Here is a 17428-nt window from a genome sequence, read left to right as displayed (position 1 = left end):
TATTTTTATGGGATTTTGTTGGCGGTAAAGATGAATCACGCAAGCCGGATGGGGGCGTTAACGCCCCCATCCGGCAAACGGCTTTATTTCCCGCCCGAGGTACGACGCTGTAGCTGATCGCGCAGGTTCGGCGGCGTACCTTTGATGGTCAAAGTATCTGTGGCTGGATCCCAGAAAATACGCTCACCCAGTAACATGGCGTCGAAGTTGATGGTTAACCCGCCGCCGCTTCCGGCAAATTTGGTTAACTGACGCAGCGTGCTGCGATCCGCCGGGAAGCTCTCTTCCAGCTCGTAGCCTTTGTCAGCGGTAAATTCGCTGAAGCTGACTTCACTGACGCCGGAAAGCTCTTTGGACAGCGACTCCAACTCGATCTCTTCACCGGCCTGCAGTTGCTCGTTACAGTAGCTGTACACCTGCTGACGCACGTTCTGGCGTTCAGCTTTATCGAGTTGCGCCTCGGCGGTAAAGTCATCGACCGCCTGCAACAGGCCGCGGTTTTGCGCTTTGGCGTTAAGCCCCTCGCTGGCGCCCAGGAAGTCCATAAAGAAATCGGCGACTTTGCGCCCTACCCGCCCTTTCAGGAACGTCAGATAGCGCGTGGACTCCGGGTTGGTTTCCCACTCGGTTAAATCAATACGCGCCACGATATCCGCATGATTGATATCCAGATAGTGCGTCGGGTTGATATCCAGATTTTCATTGACGCGCATACTGCTTAAATTGTTCAGCACGGCGACCAGCAGATACTCTACCGCCAGATAGCGGTAATGGCAGAACAGGACAATGCCGCCATCAGCAAAAGGATATTTCGCCAGTTCGTCTCGCAAGCGCCCAGTCGCTGCACGACTAAAGGCCAGAAAATCCTCTTCGCCCTGACGCTGTAAACGCAGCGTTTGCGCCAGTTCACTCTCTGCGTTAAACAGGCCATAAGCTTTATTCTTGGCGCTGTACACCCGATGCAACTCAGCCATCATATCGACAACGGTCGCTGTCGGTTCCAGTAATGAATCGCGCAAGACCAGCTCAAGGTTCTGCTCGTCACGTTTGATAAGCTGGTGCAGGGCAATCTGGTTGATATCCAGACTCATGATAAACTCTCCTTTTAGACCGGGCGGTATTCAACCACCTGCCGGGCAGTGACGCAATAGAAGATAAAAAAGCAGAAAAAAAACTGTCTGTACGGTAATATGTTGCCCTTTCATGAACAGACTGATTTCGATTTATGCCACAAATTTCCCGCTATAGTGACGAACACGTTGAACAACTGCTGAATGAGATGCTCAACGTACTGGAAAAACATAAGGCGCCGACCGACCTTTCCCTGATGGTACTGGGAAATATGGTGACTAACCTTATCAATACAAGCATCGCACCGGCCCAGCGCCAGGCGATTGCCAACTCTTTTGCCCGCGCATTGCAGTCTTCGGTAAACGACGACCAAGCGCATTAAGAGCCTGCTCCGGGGAAACGAACAACAGTTTATGGTAACTCATCGTCAACGCTACCGTGAGAAAGTCTCCCAGATGGTTAGCTGGGGGCACTGGTTTGCCTTGTTCAACATTCTGTTGGCCATGGTGCTCGGTAGCCGTTACCTGTTTGTCGCCGACTGGCCGACAACCCTTGCAGGTCGTGTTTATTCCTACCTGAGCGTTGTCGGGCATTTTAGCTTTCTGGTGTTCGCCACCTATCTGCTGATCCTGTTTCCCCTGACGTTTATCGTCATGTCCCAGAGGCTGATGCGATTCTTATCAGCTATTCTGGCGACGGCTGGCATGACGCTGTTGCTAATCGACAGCGAAGTTTTCACCCGCTTCCACCTGCATCTCAATCCAATCGTCTGGGAACTGGTCATCAACCCAGACCAGAATGAAGCGGCGCGTGACTGGCAGCTGATGTTTATCAGCGTACCGGTTATTCTGTTAATTGAAATGCTGTTTGCGACCTGGAGCTGGCAAAAGCTGCGCAGCCTGACGCGTCGTCGCCATTTTGCCAAACCGTTAGCAGCATTCTTCTTCGTTTCCTTTATCGCCTCGCACGTGGTGTATATCTGGGCGGATGCCAATTTCTATCGCCCGATTACCATGCAGCGTGCGAATCTGCCGCTCTCCTACCCGATGACGGCACGTAAATTCCTGGAAAAACATGGTCTGCTGGATGCGCAAGAGTATCAGCGACGCCTGATCGAACAGGGCAATCCGGAAGCGGTTTCCGTGCAGTACCCGCTCAGCGAACTGCGCTATCGCGATATGGGCACCGGTCAGAACGTGCTGCTGATTACCGTCGACGGTCTGAACTACTCACGCTTTGAAAAACAGATGCCTGCGCTGGCTGAATTCGCCGGGCAGAATATCTCGTTTACGCGTCACATGAGCTCAGGCAACACCACGGATAACGGGATCTTTGGCCTGTTCTATGGTGTCTCGCCAAGCTACATGGACGGCATTTTGTCGACCCGTACGCCTGCGGCGCTGATTACTGCACTGAACCAGCAGGGTTACCAGTTAGGGCTATTCTCCTCGGATGGCTTTACCAGCCCGCTGTATCGCCAGGCGCTGCTGTCAGACTTCTCCATGCCAAGCGTACAAACGCAATCTGACGAACAAACCGCAAGCCAGTGGATTAACTGGCTGGGACGCTACGCGCAGGAAGATAACCGCTGGTTCTCGTGGGTCTCCTTTAACGGGACGAACCTTGATAACAGCAACCAGAAGAACTTTGCCAAACGCTATGCCAGCGCCGCTCAGGATGTGGATGCCAATATTAACCGTATTCTTAGTGCCCTGCGCGACTCCGGTAAACTGAACAACACGGTGGTGATTATTACCGCAGGTCGGGGCGTGCCGCTGACTCAGGAAGAGAACAATTTTGCCTGGTCGCGCGGTCATCTGCAGGTTCCGCTGGTTATTCACTGGCCGGGAACGCCTGCCCAACGCATCAATAGCCTGACCGATCATACAGACCTGATGACAACGCTCATGCAGCGCCTGCTGCACGTCAGCACGCCTGCTAACGAATACTCGCAGGGGCAGGATCTGTTCAATGCAAACCGCCGCCATTACTGGGTTACCGCCGCCGACGGCAGCACGATGGCCGTTACCACGCCAGAGATGACGCTGGTGCTGAACAACAACGGTAATTATCAGACCTATGATTTACGCGGCGAAAAAATAAAAGATCAGAAACCGCAGCTAAGCCTGCTGCTACAGGTTCTGACGGATGAGAAACGATTTATTGCTAACTGATTAATTATAAATCACTTAGCGATGCTTCCCCTTGCATTCGCAGCGGAAAGCAGTAGTATTAGCAGCCATAGCATCGGCACGTAGCGCAGCCTGGTAGCGCACCGTCATGGGGTGTCGGGGGTCGGAGGTTCAAATCCTCTCGTGCCGACCAAAAATCCCAGAAAAACCAACCTTCATGGTTGGTTTTTTTATGCCCGCGATTCCACGTTCCTTATTATTACCCCGGCCTTTAGCACAGGTTTTACTACTTACCCATGCACAAATTGGGGTAAAATTTACCCTCTCATCAGCGCGATGAAACTAGACGAGTGATGCGCTGAAAACAATAATGATACTAATAAAAACTCAGGAGAATAGTATGCCTGAAGCAACGCCTTTTCGGGTGCTGATTGTCGACGACCACCCACTAATGCGGCGAGGAATTAGTCAATTATTGCAACTGGATCCCGCATTTAACGTAGTCGCGGAAGCAGGTGACGGTGCCAGCGCTATCGATCTGGCTAACCGTCTGGACCTGGATGTGATCCTGCTGGATCTCAATATGAAAGGCATGAGCGGACTGGACACCCTGAATGCGCTGCGCCGGGATGGCGTCACCGCGCAAATTATTATTCTTACCGTCTCGGATGCCGCCAGCGATGTGTACGCCTTAATTGATGCCGGCGCGGATGGTTATTTACTCAAAGACAGCGATCCTGAAGTCTTGTTGGAGGCCATTCGCAGCGGCGCCAAAGGCGGTAAAGCTTTTAGCACACGCGTCAGCGAATATCTGCGCGAACGCGATCTGTTCGGCGCACAAGAAGATCCCTTCAGCATTCTCACCGAACGTGAACTGGATGTATTGCATGAACTGGCTCAGGGGCTGTCGAACAAACAGATTGCGTCAGTGCTGAATATTTCCGAACAGACCGTGAAAGTGCATATTCGCAACCTGCTGCGCAAACTCAATGTGCGCTCTCGCGTTGCAGCTACCATTCTGTTTTTACAAACGCGCGGAATGCAGTAATCCATGAAGAGGCCGGATAGCCCCGATATGCGAAGCGCTATCGGGGCTATTCTGGATACTTATTTCTCCTGTGGCGTTAGCTGCTCCATCGCCTGCTTAATGCTCCGTTCTATTACCGCCCGACGGGTATCGTTGGCAGGTAATAGTTTCAGCATCATCTCCCACGCCGCAACCGCCTCGCCGAAGCGCTGCTGTTCAAAGGCGTTGAAAGCGTACATGCTGAGAACCCGCACGTTGGCATGTTCGCCACGCACCAGTTGGCGTAACAGCTCCCCTCCCCGACGGTTATCATCAGGATCGGAAGAACGGGTCAGCGCTTCCGCATAGCCCAGCGCCGCATCGCTGTTTTTAGGATCCAGTCGATAGGCATTGGCATAGGCTTCAGTGGCCGTACTGGCGTTACCGAGAACCATGCCAATGCGTCCAAGCATGATCCAGCCTTCAACATTTGCGGGATCGGCTTGTAAACGCGTACGCAGCCCCAGCGCCAGACGCGCCATATCTTTTTCATTGAGCGGTTCCGCTTTCGGATCCAACGCTCGCTCCAGCAGCGCCGGAGCCTGAGCGGTGGCCTGCTGCCAAACCTGAACCTGCTTATAGCTGCCGGTTTGGTAATAGCTTACTGCGCCAACCACCAGCGCCACCACGATACCTGGCACAAACAACCCGAATCCACCGCGCTTGCCATTCGGAATAACATCGTCAGGAAACGCTTCCTGTTTCACCCGAACGCGTCGGCGAGTACGGGCGAAAATAATCCAGCCCCCCAGACCAATCGCTACCACCGGCATCACCCACAGCAGCACGGTAAGCGGCGTTAACGGCGGATCGTACGTGACGAAGTTGCCGTAGCGCGCCACCATGTAATCGACAATTTCTTTCTGGCTTTTTCCTTCCTGCATTAGTTCGTACACTTTCTGACGCAGGTCGGTGGCAATCATCGAGTTAGAATCGGCAATGCTGTTGTTCTGGCATTTAGGACAACGCAGTTGTTCAGTAAGCTGGCGAAACTGCTGCTCCTGCGCTTCGTCCTTAAACTGCATCACGTCGATAGTCGCAAGCGCGGATCCCGAGATAACCAGCATTAGCAGGCCCAGTAAAAATCTCATTGCGCAGCCTCCTTACTGTACTTGTCCCATAACGGTTTGATCTCGCTCTCCCACACCCGGGCGTTCAGATCGCCGGCATGGCGATAGCGAATAATGCCTTTGCCGTCGATCAGGAACGTCTCCGGAGCACCGTACACGCCAAGATCCAGACCGAGCATACCGTCGCCGTCAAACAGACTTAATGAGTAAGGATTACCCAGCTCTTTGAGCCAGACAATGGCTTTCTGACGATCATCTTTATAGTTCAGACCCACTACCCGCACGCCTTGCGCAGACAGCTGATTCAGATACTGATGCTCGGCGCGACAGGTCGGGCACCAGGTCGCCCAGACGTTCAGCAATACCGGTTTGCCCTGCGTCAGCACATCGGCCTGATAGTGCTGACCCGGATTTTCCAGTGACTCCAGGCGGAATGTCGGAACAGGTTTGCCGATCAGCGCCGATTCCAGATTAGTGGGATCGTCCCCCTGAGCGTTACGCGCGAGCTGCCACAACAGCGCCGCCGCAATGATGAGAAAAATAATAAACGGAATTAACAGTGCGTTGCGCTTCATACAGCCTCCGACGCATTTTTTTGCACCGCGGCGCGAGGACGCGTCCGCTGGCGATAGCGTGGATCAAACAGGCAGAACAACCCGCCCAGCGCCATCAGCAATCCTCCGGCCCAAATCCAGCGAATAAACGGTTTGTAGTACAGGCGTACAGCCCATGCGCCATTATCCAGTTCTTCACCCAGCGCAGCGTACAGATCGCGCGTGAATCCTCCGTCAATTGCCGCTTCGGTCATCATCGAACTGGTGCTGTTATAGAAGCGTTTTTCCGCATGCAGCGTGGCTTCTGGCTTACCATCTCGGGTAACCCCAATAATGGCAACGCCGCCCCGGTAGTTTGGCCCGGTAATATCTTTCACTTCGCGGAAAGTGAACTGATAGTTATGGATACTAACGCTATCACCCGCTTTCATGCGCACATCGCGTTCAACGCTGTAGTTCTGGCTAAAGGCAATACCAACAATGGTAATCGCCAGCCCGACGTGACCCGATACCATGCCCCAGTAGCTTGGCGTCAGCTTTGTCCCACGGGAAATACGCAGGAACGCTTCGGACATCGCCAGTACGAATATCCAGCACGCCATCGCCAGCCCCACCACTGTCATGGCGCCAATGCGATCCTCTAGCAGCCACGGCAGCAGCAGCGACAGAACAAGGGTGGTGACAAACGCGATAAGCAATAACGTTTTCAGTTTACGCGGTCGGTCACGGCCCCAGCGCACTAATGGCCCAATCCCCAACAACAGTGCGAACGGCGCCATCAGCCAGGTGAACATAGTGTTGAAAAACGGCTCGCCAATCGAAATGCTGCCCAGCCCCAGCTGTTTGTGCACCAGCGGCAGCAGTGTGCCCAGTAGCACCACCAGCATGGCGGCAATCAGCAGGACGTTATTCCCCAGCAGCAGTGATTCACGCGACCACAGCGCGTTGTTCACCCGTGAGCGAACCTTGTGACCGCGCACCGCAAACAGCAGCAGGGAGCCGCCAATTACCAGCACCATAAAGGCCAGAATAAACATTCCGCGCGACGGATCGGAGGCGAAAGCATGCACCGACACCAGTACGCCGGAGCGCACCAGGAAAGTACCTAACAGACAAAGTGAGAATGCGCAGATTGACAGCAGCAGCGTCCAGGCTTTAAAGCTGGCGCGCTGTTCGGTTACCGACAACGAGTGCATCAGCGCCGTTCCCACCAGCCATGGCATAAACGAGGCGTTTTCAACCGGATCCCAGAACCACCAGCCGCCCCAGCCCAGCTCGTAATAGGCCCAGGCCGAACCGAGCACAATGCCCAGCGTCAGAAACACCCACGCCGCCAGCGTCCACGGACGCGAAAAACGGGCGAATGTGCTGTCCAGTCGTCCGCTCATCAGCGCAGCAATCGCAAACGCAAAGGCGACCGAGAAGCCGACATACCCCATGTACAGCAGCGGCGGATGGAAAATCAGCCCCGGATCCTGCAACAGCGGGTTCAGGTCACGTCCTTCAATCGGGAAGTTCGGCAACGTGCGGGCAAACGGGTTGGAGGTAAACAGAATAAACAGCAGGAAACCGACGCTGACCATTCCCATGACCGCAAGCACGCGGGCGACGATATCCAGCGGCATGCGCTGGCTGAACGCTGCAACGGCGAACGTCCAGCCGCTCATCAGCAGCACCCACAGCAGCAGCGAGCCTTCATGCGCCCCCCACGTCGCCGCCACCCGATACCAGACCGGAAGCTGGGTATTGGAGTTGCTGGCGACGTAGGTCACGGTAAAGTCATTAACCACGAAGGCGTTGACCAGAATCAGGAACGCCCCCATCACACAGATAAACAGTACCCAGGCAAAGGGACGCGCGGAGGCCATCATCCGCACGTCGCCACGCGCTACGCCCCAAAGCGGATAGACCGACAGCAGTAATGCAACGCCAAGCGCAAGGCACAACAGCGCATTGCCAATTTCAGGCATCATGACGTTTTATCCTTATAAACACTTTCCGGGCGACGGTGGTTTTCCTGCATCGCTTTTTCGACTTCCGGCGGGGTGTAATTTTCATCATGTTTAGCAAGCACTTCTTTGGCCTGCACATGATTTCCCCCGTCCAGTTCGCCCTGAACGACGACGCCCTGCCCTTCGCGGAACAGATCCGGCAGAATGCCTTCATAGGTGACATCCACCACACCTTCGGCGTCATAGATGCTGAAATTCACCTTCAACGACTGCGGATCGCGCTTTACGCTGCCAGGCATTACCATACCGCCCACGCGCAGGCGCTGGCCGACTTCAGGCATTTGCTGCGTTTCGCGCTTACCGTAGAGTATCTCTCCCGGCGTATAGAACAGATCGATATTGGAACGCAGCGCGTAGAGCACCAGCGAAATGGTCAAAGCCAGACCTGCCAGGACCGCGCAGGCTATCCATAACCGATTTTTACGTCGAATATTCACGCCGCCTCCCGTTGCACTTGCGCCGCGCGCATGCGCGCTTCTCTCGCCCGCTGCTGCGCGACACCGCGTAAGATGGCACGATGCTGTAACGCAGAATGCAGCACCAGCGCCACCAGCGGGATAACGCTCATCGCCACAGCCAGCCAGACATACAAGGCGTAACCGCCCATCGCGAAAAAATCACTCCATGATGCAAATGCAGGGGTCATTGGCGGCCTCTTTTTAAGATCAGTTCGCTCACCCACGGGCGGCGTTTTTCCATCATCAAAATCAGGTTACGCATGCGCATCAGCGCCAGCGTGACAAACAGTAACAGGTAGCCGACGATCGCCAGACGCAGCGGCGCGCGCATTGCCGGATCGATACTCTGCTGCATACGGGTCGACCCCTGATGCAGCGTATTCCACCACTCGACCGAGTAGTGAATAATCGGTAAGTTGACCACGCCAATCAGCACCAGAATGCCGGCAGCGCGACCAGCCAGACGGCGGTCGTCAAAGGCATGCCACAGCGCAATGGCGCCAACGTAGAGAAACAGCAGCACCAGTTCAGAGGTGAGTCGGGCATCCCAGACCCACCAGGTACCCCACATCGGTTTGCCCCATGCAGAGCCCGTCACCAGCGCAATAAAGGTAAACACGGCACCAATGGGCGCCATCGCGGCCAGCGCCAGATTGGCCATTTTCATCTGCCAGACCAGGCCAATAAACGCGGCAACGGCCATCGATGCATAAATACCCATCGACCAGATTGCCGCCGGAACGTGCAGATAAATAATGCGATAGCTCTGCCCCTGCTGATAATCCGCAGGCGCGAAGCCAAAGCCCCAGATCAACCCGGTTATCAGTACCACCGCGCTGGCAATCGCCAGCCACGGGATAAACCAGCCGCAGATCTGATAGAGCCGAGGAGGCATCGCCAATTGATGAAGTGTTTTCCACATAGTTCAGTCACCAGACTCCGTAAATTAATATCCGTTGTGCCGGGGCGCCTTGCCCGGCCTGCATATCTCAACTGCGCTACTGCACGCTGATCCGTAACGCCGCAGCTGTGGCAAACGGGCTTAGCGTGGCGCTGCCGACCAGCAACGCGCCCAGAATCGCCATGTACCCTTCAACCGGTAAGTGCATGGAAGCCGCATCCATCGCCGCGGTCGCAAAAATCAGTAAGGGTATGGTGAGCGGAAGTACCAGCACGCTTAACAGCACGCCGCCGCGCTTTAAGCCCACCGTCAACCCCACGCCCGGCGCGCCGAGGAAGCCCAGCGTCGGCGTCCCGAGTAACAAGGTCAGCGCCATAATTTTCCAGCCGTACATGTCCATGCCCAGCAGCAACGCCACCAGCGGCGAGAGGATCAGCAGCGGCAGGCCGGTCACGACCCAGTGCGCCATCACTTTCGCCAGCACCACTGCCGGCAGCGGCAACGGCAGCAGCATCAGTTGCTCAAGGCTGCCGTCCTGCAGATCATCACGAAACAGGCGCTCCAGCGCCAGCAACGACGCCAGCAGCGCCGCAACCCAGATGATGCCCGGCGCAATACGCGCCAGCAGTTGCGGCTCCGGCCCAATGCTCAGCGGGAACAGCGTAATAACAATCAGGAAGAACCATAAAGGATTGGCGATTTCCGCACTATGACGAAACGCAACTCGTAGTTCTAAACGGAAGATTCGCCACATCATTGCGTTGCCCTCTCGCTGGTCAGCGCAATACGTCGCACTTTATCGGTCTCGACATTGAGCGGTTGGTGGGTGGTGAGAATAACAATACCGCCCTGCTCCGTATGCTGCGCCATACGCTGAGTCAGTCGCTCAACGCCGTTCACATCAATGGCGGTAAAGGGTTCGTCGAGGATCCACAGCCGGGCGCGGGTCAGCCACAAACGGGCCAGCGCCACGCGCCGCTGTTGTCCGGCGGAGAGTTGATTCACCGGGATGTCTTCATATCCGGCAAGCCCCGCCTGCGCCAGCGCAGCCAGACACTGTGCGACGTCGCCGTCATGATGGAAGAAACGCAGGTTTTCCAACGCCGAAAGCCGGGTTTTTATCCCCGGCTGATGTCCGATCCACAGCAGTTGTTGATGGTAGCTGTCCCGCACGTGATGCAGCGGTTGCTCTTGCCAGCAAACCTCCCCTGCGTCGGGACGCGCCAGCCCGGTAAGTAACCGCAGCAAAGTGGTTTTCCCTGCGCCGTTGCTGCCGGTAATTTGTACCCATTCCCCTGCGTTGACGCGAAATGACAAATCGCTGAACAGTATTCTGTCATCCCGCTCGCAAAGTAATTCTCTGGCTTCAAGCATACCTGGTTATCTACATCCTGTTAAAATCCCGGTTTGACTTCGCGCATATCAGGCAGTTTGTGCGCTATCCCTTTATGACAGTCAATACAGGTTTGCCCGTCTTTCACGGCCTGGTCGTGCATTTTGGCCGCAACGCCTTTCTGGGCGGTTAAATCCATAAACTCGAAGTTGTGACAGTTTCGACACTCTTGCGAATTGTTATCTTTCATACGCCGCCACTCATTTTGCGCCATCGTTAAACGATGGTCTTCAAATTTCTGCGGTGTATCTATCAACCCCAGTGCTTTCGCGTACAGCTCTTTACTGGCCTTGATCTTACGAATCATTTTCGGACCCCACTCATGTGGGACGTGACAATCAGGGCAAGTCGCTCGCACACCACTACGGTTGTTGTAGTGTACGGTTTCCATGTATTCCTGGTACACCGTATTGCGCATTTCGTGACAGCTAATGCAGAACTCTTCTGTATTGGCCTTTTCCATACCGGTATTAAAGCCGCCCCAGAAAATAATGCCGCCCACAAAGCCGATTAACAACAGCGTGCCGAGCGCCAGACGGCTGGGGCGACGCCACCATTGCCAGACGCGCTTAATCCAGCCTGGTTTACGGTTAGAATTTTCCATAATGACCTCTTATTTCCCGTAACCTTTCGAGGGGGTGAAGGTATTTTCAACAATCGGCGCGGCGTCAGCCTGCGGAACGTGACATTGCAGGCAGAAATAACGACGCGGCGCGACTTCAGCCAATACCTTGCCGTCGCTGTCCATAAAGTGCGTCGGACTGATGCGCGGCGCACCGGTGGTGCGATAGCTTTCCACACCGTGACATTGCAGGCAGCGGTTAGTGTTAGTCGTCACCTGATACCCTTCAACGCTGTGCGGAACCATCGGCGGCTGATTCACATAGTTCAGCGGCATACGCACTTGCTCTTTCGGCATGCGAATCGCCCCTTCTTGTGTCCCTGAGACTTCCGGTGACTGACTCAGATCCACTCCGTTTGCAGCCCAAACGGCCCCACTGACTACCAGGGCCAGCGCAGCCGTCCATTGACTCAGCGCTTTAATCAGGTCATGGCTTTTCATGATTTCGCTCCCGAACTCCATCGTGTTGTTATTGTAAAAACATCCTCAGAACAGACATCCACACAGCGACCGCAGGCCATGCAATCGCGGCTGGTTACCTGCACCGGACTTTGCTCATCCAGCACCGGCGCACGTAGCACATGCGGTTCCGGGCAAACATGAAAACAATCCATACAGCGGTTACATCTGTTACGTTCTTTTGCCGAAACGGTTAATGCACCTTTACTCCCCACCACGCTATACAGCGCACCCAGTGGGCAAAGATGCCCGCACCAGCCATGCTCAACGACCAGTAGATCAAATAAAAACAGCGCGAGGATCAGCAGCGCCCCGCTGCCAAATCCCATGACCAGGCTCCGTCCGAGCAGAGAGACTGGATTTATCCACTCCCACAGCAGCGTACCGGTCACGGCGGAACCGACCAGGATAACCACCAGCAGGACGTACCGTATATGTCGCGGCAGGGTTGCAGACTGATTCAGGTCAAACCTTCTGCGCAACCAACTGGCTAAATCGGTGACAGGGTTCATGGGACAAACCCAACTGCAAAACAGTCGCTTACCCGCCAGGGCATACAGCACCGTGATGATGACCGCCCCCGTTAACGCAACCGTCGCCGGCAGGTGTCCGCTGGCCAGGCTTTGCAGGGTAATCAGCGGATCGGTGAACGGGATGGAGTCCAGCAACAGGCTGCTACTGTAATTGCCATGCAGGATCCAGACGCCAAGCCACGGGCCGCTAAGGAACATCGCCAGTATCAGAAACTGGCTCAGACGACGCAGCACCAGCCAGCGATGACTCTTCCACCATCCTTTTTTTACCTGCGCTTCACGCCCGGCGTCACGTTTACGATTTGCCATTGTTCCCCTCCAGCCAACCGAAGCGGTAATGGTGTCCTAACTCCCCTTTCGCCAGCGACAGGGGCAGCACTTTTATTGCTGGCTGCTCCAGGACGCAGACTTTTTCGCATTTCCCGCAGCCGGTGCAGGCATCGCTGTGTACGGTCGGAATAAACCGCGCATGCTTGCCGGTACGCATGTTGCGGTCCAGCTCCAGGGTGATAGCCTCATCGATTTTCGGGCATTCGCGATAGCAAACGTCGCAGCGTAATCCCTGATAGTTGAGGCAGTTTTCGTGATCCAGCAGTACCGCCAGCCCCATGCGTGAATCGTCAATAGATTCAATGTCCCTGTCCAACGCACCGCTGGGGCAAACTTTGGCGCACGGAATGTCTTCACACATTTCGCAGGGAATATCACGCGCGACAAAATACGGCGTACCGGCAGCCAGCCCTGAGGCCAGCGTCGCCAGCTTCAGCGTGTCATACGGGCAGGCCTGAACGCACTGACCACAGCGCACGCAGGCACTGGCGAATGCCTCCTCGCTCAGCGCGCCTGGCGGGCGTAGCCGCACGCCGGTTGCACGTGCGGTTTGCTGTTGCAACCCCAGCGCCACGCCAACGACGGCCAGTCCGCCCGCTGCGCGAACCATATCGCGCAGAAAGCGGCGGCGGCCATTTTGGGGTTTTGCTGACCGGGACATAACGCGTTACACCTTCGCCAGTTTCACAGCGCACTTCTTGAAATCCGTCTCTTTGGAGAGCGGATCCGTCGCATCCAGCGTCAGGTTGTTCACCAGCTGTGCGGCGTCGAAGAACGGCATGTAGACCAGCCCCTGCGGTGGACGGTTACGCCCGCGCGTTTCAACTATCGAGATAACTTCACCACGACGGGAAACCACTTTGACTTTGTCGCCACGGCGCAGATCGCGTGCTTTTGCATCCAGCGGATGGATAAACAGCACAGCTTCCGGGAAAGCACGGTGCAGCTCAGGTACGCGACGCGTCATACTGCCGGTATGCCAGTGCTCCAGCACACGTCCGGTAGACAGCCACAGGTCGTACTCTTTATCCGGCGCTTCTGCGGCAGGTTCAAATGGCAGCGCGAAGATGACCGCTTTGCCGTCCGGCTTACCGTAGAACTTGTAGCTTTCACCCGCTTTCACGTAAGGGTCGTTGCCTTCGCTGTAGCGCCACTGGGTCTCTTTGCCCTCAACGACCGGCCAGCGTAAACCGCGCGCTTTGTGGTAATCGTCAAATGGCGCAAGGTCATGCCCGTGACCGCGACCAAACCAGGCGTACTCTTCGAACAGTCCTTTTTGCAGATAGAAGCCCAGCTCGCGGGATTCATCGTTCAGCTGATCTTCAGCCAGTTCAGCCACCGGGAATTTCGTCACTGCAGGCGTGGCAAACAGTACGTCATACAGCGTTTTGCCGCGCAGTTCCGGTTTCTGTGTCAACAGCGCTTCCGGCCACACTTCTTCTGTTTTGAAGCGACGAGAGAACTGCACCAGTTGCCACAGATCCGATTTCGATTCACCCGGCGCTTTAATCTGCTGACGCCAGAACTGTGTACGGCGTTCCGCGTTACCGTAAGCACCTTCTTTCTCTACCCACATCGCGGTCGGCAAGATCAGGTCGGCCGACAGAGCGCTGACCGTCGGGTACGGATCGGAGACGATGATGAAGTTGCGCGGATCGCGCCAGCCCGGCATACGCTCTTCGTTGATGTTCGGACCGGCCTGCATGTTGTTGGTACACATCGCCCAGTAGACATTGAGCTTGCCATCTTTCAGCGCACGGTCTTGCGCCACGGCATGCAGACCGATTTTTGCCGGAATAGTCCCCGCCGGAATATTCCAGTGCTTCTCGCAGATATCGCGGTGTTTTTCGTTCGTAACCACCATGTCCGCAGGCAGACGGTGGGAGAACGTACCGACTTCACGCGCGGTACCGCAGGCGGAAGGCTGACCGGTCAAAGAGAACGGACCGCAGCCTGGCTGGGAGATTTTACCGGTCAACAGGTGCAGGTTATAGACCAGGTTGTTGGCCCACACGCCGCGGGTATGCTGGTTGAAGCCCATCGTCCAGTAGGAGATGACTTTTTTCTTCGGATCGGCATACAGCTGCGCCAGCTGTTCCAGCTGATCTTTCGGTACGCCGGTCATTTCGGCGGTTTTATCCAGCGTGTACTCGGCAACAAAGGCTTTGTAGTCCTCAAAGCTCATCGGCTCAGAGGCATCGGAGCCCGGGTTTTTCGCCGCTTTTTCCAGCGGATGGGTTGGACGCAGACCGTAGCCAATGTCCGTCACGCCTTTACGCAGATTAACGTGCTTGCTAAAGAAATCCTGGTTGATCGCATTGTTTTGAATGATGTAGTTAGCGATGTAGTTGAGGATCACCAGATCGGTTTGCGGCGTGAAGACCATGCCGTTATCCGCCAGCTCAAAGCTGCGGTGCTGGAAGGTGGAGAGCACCGCGACATTAACATTGGGATCGGAAAGACGACGGTTGGTGATGCGCGACCACAGGATCGGGTGCATCTCCGCCATATTCGCGCCCCACAGGACGAAAGCATCTGCATGCTCGATATCGTCATAGCAGCCCATCGGTTCATCCATACCGAATGTACGCATAAAGCCGACTACCGCTGACGCCATGCAGTGACGCGCGTTCGGGTCGATGTTATTCGAACGGAAACCCGCTTTAAACAATTTGGCAGCGGCATAACCTTCCCAAATCGTCCACTGACCCGAGCCGAACATACCGATAGACTCCGGACCTTTCTCTTTCAGGGACGTTTTGAATTTCTCTTCCATCACGTCAAAGGCCTGGTCCCAGCTAATCGGGGTGAACTCGCCTTCTTTGTGATACTTACCGTCCTTCATGCGCAGCATCGGCTGCGTTAAACGGTCTTTTCCGTACATGATTTTCGGCAGGAAGTAACCTTTGATGCAGTTAAGCCCACGGTTAACCGGCGCATCCGGATCGCCCTGGCATGCCACAACACGCCCTTGCTGCGTCCCGACCAATACGCCACAGCCCGTCCCGCAAAAACGGCACGGGGCTTTGTCCCATTTGATGGCTTCTTGCTGACCGACTACCGCACGGGCTACGCCCGGCACGCTTAACCCGGCAGCCGCCGCAGCGGCCGCAACGGCGTTAGCTTTCATAAAGCTACGACGACTGAGTTTCATGGTGTTTCCTCACCTTGCTCATCCTGCTGGTGATAAACCAGCGACACCGCCAGCACGCCCGCAACGTTGCGCACTGACTCAATAGTTTTCATTAACGTTTCGCTGTGCTCAGCTTCCACCACCACGATCAGTTGACCGCTTTCCACATCGCTGAGTGCAACTTCGCAACCTGGGAATGAACGCAACTGCGTGGCGATATCATTGATATGCTGACTTTTGGCCTGAACGACCAGGCTGCAGACCTGCCAGTTATTGTCCATGGTTGTACTCCGCGTTAATGGCTGATACCGGGCAGATAGCGACACATGCGCCACATCCGTTACAGTCCTGATTGTCGAGCTGCGGCTGATAAATGCCGGACAGCGTGGGACGAAAGGTTATGGCCATGGGCTCACAGCTATCCTGACAGCGATGACATTCAACGGACTGATGTGCGAGACAGTTTTCCCCAATCGTAAAATTCAGATCCCATGCCCTGGTGTGGCGCGGAAGAAAAAGGGATTCAGAACAGGCCTCTGCGCAGGCATAGCAAAAGCTACACTCGCCGTGTTTGAAATTTACGCTCGGGTAACCGCCCTGGCCTCGCTGCAGGATGTCGGTTTCACACGCCTGGATGCAGGCGTCACAACGAAGGCAATGGGCCAGAAAGTGAGAGTCTTCCTTGCTCCAGGGCGGACGGATCCCTGAGTTGGCATTTCGCCAACTGCCTGTCAACATGCCTCGACGGGATAAATCAACCATGACATTGTCCTTCCATAATGACGCCCTTCCCTGGCGGGTTGAACGACATAAAAAACTGCACTATTTATGAGTAGTTATTTTTAGTCGTAAGATATTTCAGGATGTGTTAGAGGTGCATACCCCAATCGGGGTAAATGCTGTTGCCGGATCAAAGGAGTGTTGAGTTGGCGGGAAAAAATGCGCTTTTGCTCACAATTCAATGAGTTATATAAAACCGTATATAACGAACCACTCAAAAAGAGAATGATTTTATAATTAAGATTATTCTTAGAATATATCGCTAGTCTGAAAGCAGACATATACCAAATACACTTAAAATATAAGTAAATCCAGCTTAATCGATTATGTAAATATGTTAACCTGCCCCAGACTCGTTCATAAGACAGAAGAAAGGAAACACTGTGAACAATAAGATGAAAACAATTGTCCCTGCCGTACTTTTCGCCGCCTTTGCCAGCGCCTCTGCATGGGCTGCCAGTAACGATGCCAGCGCTCAGCCGCTGGAAAAAGTCGCCCCTTATCCTAAGGCGGAAAAGGGTATGAAGCGCCAGGTTATTCAGCTTACCCCTGAGAAAGATGAATCTACTCTGAAAGTAGAACTGCTGATCGGACAAACGCTGGAAGTTGACTGCAACCAACACCGCCTGGGCGGAGAACTGGACAGCAAAACGCTGGAAGGTTGGGGATATGACTACTATGTCTTCGACAAAGTGACGTCTCCGGTTTCAACCATGATGGCCTGCCCGGACGGTAAGAAAGAGAAGAAATTTATTACCGCGTATCTGGGTGATGACGGCATGCTGCGCTACAACAGCAAGTTACCGATTGTGGTCTATACGCCGGAGAACGTGGAAGTTAAATACCGTATCTGGAAAGCGGAAGAGAAGATTCAGGACGCAGTCGCGCGATAAGTAAGAATGTGCCGGAGGGCG

20 protein-coding genes and 1 tRNA gene are annotated in these 17428 nt (G+C 54.9%); 5 read left to right on the top strand and 16 right to left on the bottom strand.

What is annotated here, in order from left to right:
• Window positions 1-83 precede the first annotated feature (83 nt).
• Window positions 84-1091, bottom strand: a complete 1008-nt coding sequence (yejK, locus tag HV302_RS08495) for a nucleoid-associated protein YejK (RefSeq protein WP_181627195.1) — start codon at window positions 1089-1091, stop codon at window positions 84-86.
• Window positions 1092-1225: 134 nt separating this feature from the next.
• Here yejK and HV302_RS08490 point away from each other — a divergent pair, with 134 nt between their 5' ends.
• The 4 genes from HV302_RS08490 to narP all read left to right on the top strand — a co-directional run bounded on the left by HV302_RS08490 (window position 1226) and on the right by narP (window position 4251).
• On the top strand, window positions 1226-1453 hold the full coding sequence (locus HV302_RS08490) for a YejL family protein (protein WP_003027506.1): 228 nt from the start codon (window positions 1226-1228) through the stop codon (window positions 1451-1453).
• A gap of 31 nt (window positions 1454-1484) precedes the next feature.
• The gene (gene yejM, locus HV302_RS08485) at window positions 1485-3245 is read left to right on the top strand and encodes an LPS biosynthesis-modulating metalloenzyme YejM (protein WP_016153760.1); all 1761 of its coding nucleotides are present in this window, start codon (window positions 1485-1487) and stop codon (window positions 3243-3245) included.
• 74 nt (window positions 3246-3319) lie between these two features.
• Window positions 3320-3396: transfer RNA gene (locus tag HV302_RS08480), tRNA-Pro, on the top strand.
• Window positions 3397-3603: 207 nt separating this feature from the next.
• Window positions 3604-4251, top strand: coding sequence for a nitrate/nitrite response regulator protein NarP (gene narP / locus HV302_RS08475; protein WP_016153764.1), 648 nt, complete (start codon window positions 3604-3606; stop codon window positions 4249-4251).
• Window positions 4252-4310: 59 nt separating this feature from the next.
• Here the strand turns inward: narP and HV302_RS08470 are convergent, their stop codons facing one another.
• The 15 genes from HV302_RS08470 to napF form a co-directional block, all read right to left on the bottom strand.
• The gene (locus HV302_RS08470; protein ID WP_181627194.1) at window positions 4311-5360 is read right to left on the bottom strand and encodes a cytochrome c-type biogenesis protein CcmH; all 1050 of its coding nucleotides are present in this window, start codon (window positions 5358-5360) and stop codon (window positions 4311-4313) included.
• The gene (dsbE, locus tag HV302_RS08465) at window positions 5357-5914 is read right to left on the bottom strand and encodes a thiol:disulfide interchange protein DsbE (protein ID WP_003834613.1); all 558 of its coding nucleotides are present in this window, start codon (window positions 5912-5914) and stop codon (window positions 5357-5359) included. Before dsbE ends, HV302_RS08470 begins: the two co-directional genes overlap by 4 nt.
• On the bottom strand, window positions 5911-7866 hold the full coding sequence (locus HV302_RS08460; RefSeq protein WP_181627193.1) for a heme lyase CcmF/NrfE family subunit: 1956 nt from the start codon (window positions 7864-7866) through the stop codon (window positions 5911-5913). The genes dsbE and HV302_RS08460 overlap by 4 nt, the downstream gene beginning before the upstream one ends.
• Window positions 7863-8342, bottom strand: a complete 480-nt coding sequence (gene ccmE, locus HV302_RS08455) for a cytochrome c maturation protein CcmE (RefSeq protein WP_016153767.1) — start codon at window positions 8340-8342, stop codon at window positions 7863-7865. The genes HV302_RS08460 and ccmE overlap by 4 nt, the downstream gene beginning before the upstream one ends.
• Complete coding sequence (gene ccmD, locus HV302_RS08450) at window positions 8339-8551, bottom strand: heme exporter protein CcmD (RefSeq protein WP_016157004.1); 213 nt, start codon at window positions 8549-8551, stop codon at window positions 8339-8341. Before ccmD ends, ccmE begins: the two co-directional genes overlap by 4 nt.
• The gene (locus HV302_RS08445) at window positions 8548-9285 is read right to left on the bottom strand and encodes a heme ABC transporter permease (protein ID WP_016153769.1); all 738 of its coding nucleotides are present in this window, start codon (window positions 9283-9285) and stop codon (window positions 8548-8550) included. Before HV302_RS08445 ends, ccmD begins: the two co-directional genes overlap by 4 nt.
• 76 nt (window positions 9286-9361) lie before the next feature.
• Window positions 9362-10021: a heme exporter protein CcmB gene (gene ccmB, locus HV302_RS08440; protein ID WP_003027542.1), complete on the bottom strand. Its 660-nt coding sequence runs from the start codon at window positions 10019-10021 to the stop codon at window positions 9362-9364.
• The gene (ccmA, locus tag HV302_RS08435; protein ID WP_016153771.1) at window positions 10018-10638 is read right to left on the bottom strand and encodes a cytochrome c biogenesis heme-transporting ATPase CcmA; all 621 of its coding nucleotides are present in this window, start codon (window positions 10636-10638) and stop codon (window positions 10018-10020) included. The genes ccmB and ccmA overlap by 4 nt, the downstream gene beginning before the upstream one ends.
• Before the next feature lie 20 nt (window positions 10639-10658).
• The gene (napC, locus tag HV302_RS08430) at window positions 10659-11261 is read right to left on the bottom strand and encodes a cytochrome c-type protein NapC (protein ID WP_003027548.1); all 603 of its coding nucleotides are present in this window, start codon (window positions 11259-11261) and stop codon (window positions 10659-10661) included.
• Window positions 11262-11270: 9 nt separating this feature from the next.
• Window positions 11271-11720: a nitrate reductase cytochrome c-type subunit gene (napB, locus tag HV302_RS08425; RefSeq protein ID WP_016153772.1), complete on the bottom strand. Its 450-nt coding sequence runs from the start codon at window positions 11718-11720 to the stop codon at window positions 11271-11273.
• On the bottom strand, window positions 11717-12580 hold the full coding sequence (napH, locus tag HV302_RS08420; protein ID WP_049041119.1) for a quinol dehydrogenase ferredoxin subunit NapH: 864 nt from the start codon (window positions 12578-12580) through the stop codon (window positions 11717-11719). The genes napB and napH overlap by 4 nt, the downstream gene beginning before the upstream one ends.
• Window positions 12567-13262, bottom strand: coding sequence for a ferredoxin-type protein NapG (gene napG / locus HV302_RS08415; protein WP_016153774.1), 696 nt, complete (start codon window positions 13260-13262; stop codon window positions 12567-12569). The genes napH and napG overlap by 14 nt, the downstream gene beginning before the upstream one ends.
• 6 nt (window positions 13263-13268) lie before the next feature.
• Window positions 13269-15755, bottom strand: a complete 2487-nt coding sequence (gene napA, locus HV302_RS08410) for a nitrate reductase catalytic subunit NapA (RefSeq protein ID WP_181627192.1) — start codon at window positions 15753-15755, stop codon at window positions 13269-13271.
• Window positions 15752-16015, bottom strand: coding sequence for a chaperone NapD (gene napD, locus HV302_RS08405; protein ID WP_016153776.1), 264 nt, complete (start codon window positions 16013-16015; stop codon window positions 15752-15754). Before napD ends, napA begins: the two co-directional genes overlap by 4 nt.
• Window positions 16005-16496: a ferredoxin-type protein NapF gene (napF, locus tag HV302_RS08400; RefSeq protein WP_016157008.1), complete on the bottom strand. Its 492-nt coding sequence runs from the start codon at window positions 16494-16496 to the stop codon at window positions 16005-16007. The genes napD and napF overlap by 11 nt, the downstream gene beginning before the upstream one ends.
• A gap of 413 nt (window positions 16497-16909) precedes the next feature.
• Between napF and eco the strand changes: the two genes are divergently transcribed.
• Window positions 16910-17407 (top strand): serine protease inhibitor ecotin, encoded by a 498-nt coding sequence (gene eco / locus HV302_RS08395; RefSeq protein ID WP_181627191.1) that lies wholly within the window; start codon window positions 16910-16912, stop codon window positions 17405-17407.
• Window positions 17408-17428: the final 21 nt, after the last annotated feature.

This window comes from Citrobacter sp. RHBSTW-00859, assembly GCF_013729795.1.
GTDB classification, from domain to species: domain Bacteria; phylum Pseudomonadota; class Gammaproteobacteria; order Enterobacterales; family Enterobacteriaceae; genus Citrobacter; species Citrobacter braakii.
Note: the sequence above shows the minus strand (reverse complement) of the source record. Positions and strands in the feature narration are given on the sequence as shown.

Excerpts from the sequence above, each read along its gene's own strand:
- yejK (WP_181627195.1), bottom strand. The coding sequence starts at position 1,091 with ATGAGTCTGGATATCAACCAGATTGCCCTGCACCAGCTTATCAAACGT.
- HV302_RS08490 (WP_003027506.1), top strand. The coding sequence starts at position 1,226 with ATGCCACAAATTTCCCGCTATAGTGACGAACACGTTGAACAACTGCTG.
- yejM (WP_016153760.1), top strand. The coding sequence starts at position 1,485 with ATGGTAACTCATCGTCAACGCTACCGTGAGAAAGTCTCCCAGATGGTT.
- narP (WP_016153764.1), top strand. The coding sequence starts at position 3,604 with ATGCCTGAAGCAACGCCTTTTCGGGTGCTGATTGTCGACGACCACCCA.
- HV302_RS08470 (WP_181627194.1), bottom strand. The coding sequence starts at position 5,360 with ATGAGATTTTTACTGGGCCTGCTAATGCTGGTTATCTCGGGATCCGCG.
- dsbE (WP_003834613.1), bottom strand. The coding sequence starts at position 5,914 with ATGAAGCGCAACGCACTGTTAATTCCGTTTATTATTTTTCTCATCATT.
- HV302_RS08460 (WP_181627193.1), bottom strand. The coding sequence starts at position 7,866 with ATGATGCCTGAAATTGGCAATGCGCTGTTGTGCCTTGCGCTTGGCGTT.
- ccmD (WP_016157004.1), bottom strand. The coding sequence starts at position 8,551 with ATGACCCCTGCATTTGCATCATGGAGTGATTTTTTCGCGATGGGCGGT.
- HV302_RS08445 (WP_016153769.1), bottom strand. The coding sequence starts at position 9,285 with ATGTGGAAAACACTTCATCAATTGGCGATGCCTCCTCGGCTCTATCAG.
- ccmB (WP_003027542.1), bottom strand. The coding sequence starts at position 10,021 with ATGATGTGGCGAATCTTCCGTTTAGAACTACGAGTTGCGTTTCGTCAT.
- ccmA (WP_016153771.1), bottom strand. The coding sequence starts at position 10,638 with ATGCTTGAAGCCAGAGAATTACTTTGCGAGCGGGATGACAGAATACTG.
- napC (WP_003027548.1), bottom strand. The coding sequence starts at position 11,261 with ATGGAAAATTCTAACCGTAAACCAGGCTGGATTAAGCGCGTCTGGCAA.
- napB (WP_016153772.1), bottom strand. The coding sequence starts at position 11,720 with ATGAAAAGCCATGACCTGATTAAAGCGCTGAGTCAATGGACGGCTGCG.
- napH (WP_049041119.1), bottom strand. The coding sequence starts at position 12,580 with ATGGCAAATCGTAAACGTGACGCCGGGCGTGAAGCGCAGGTAAAAAAA.
- napG (WP_016153774.1), bottom strand. The coding sequence starts at position 13,262 with ATGTCCCGGTCAGCAAAACCCCAAAATGGCCGCCGCCGCTTTCTGCGC.
- napA (WP_181627192.1), bottom strand. The coding sequence starts at position 15,755 with ATGAAACTCAGTCGTCGTAGCTTTATGAAAGCTAACGCCGTTGCGGCC.
- napD (WP_016153776.1), bottom strand. The coding sequence starts at position 16,015 with ATGGACAATAACTGGCAGGTCTGCAGCCTGGTCGTTCAGGCCAAAAGT.
- napF (WP_016157008.1), bottom strand. The coding sequence starts at position 16,496 with ATGGTTGATTTATCCCGTCGAGGCATGTTGACAGGCAGTTGGCGAAAT.
- eco (WP_181627191.1), top strand. The coding sequence starts at position 16,910 with ATGAAAACAATTGTCCCTGCCGTACTTTTCGCCGCCTTTGCCAGCGCC.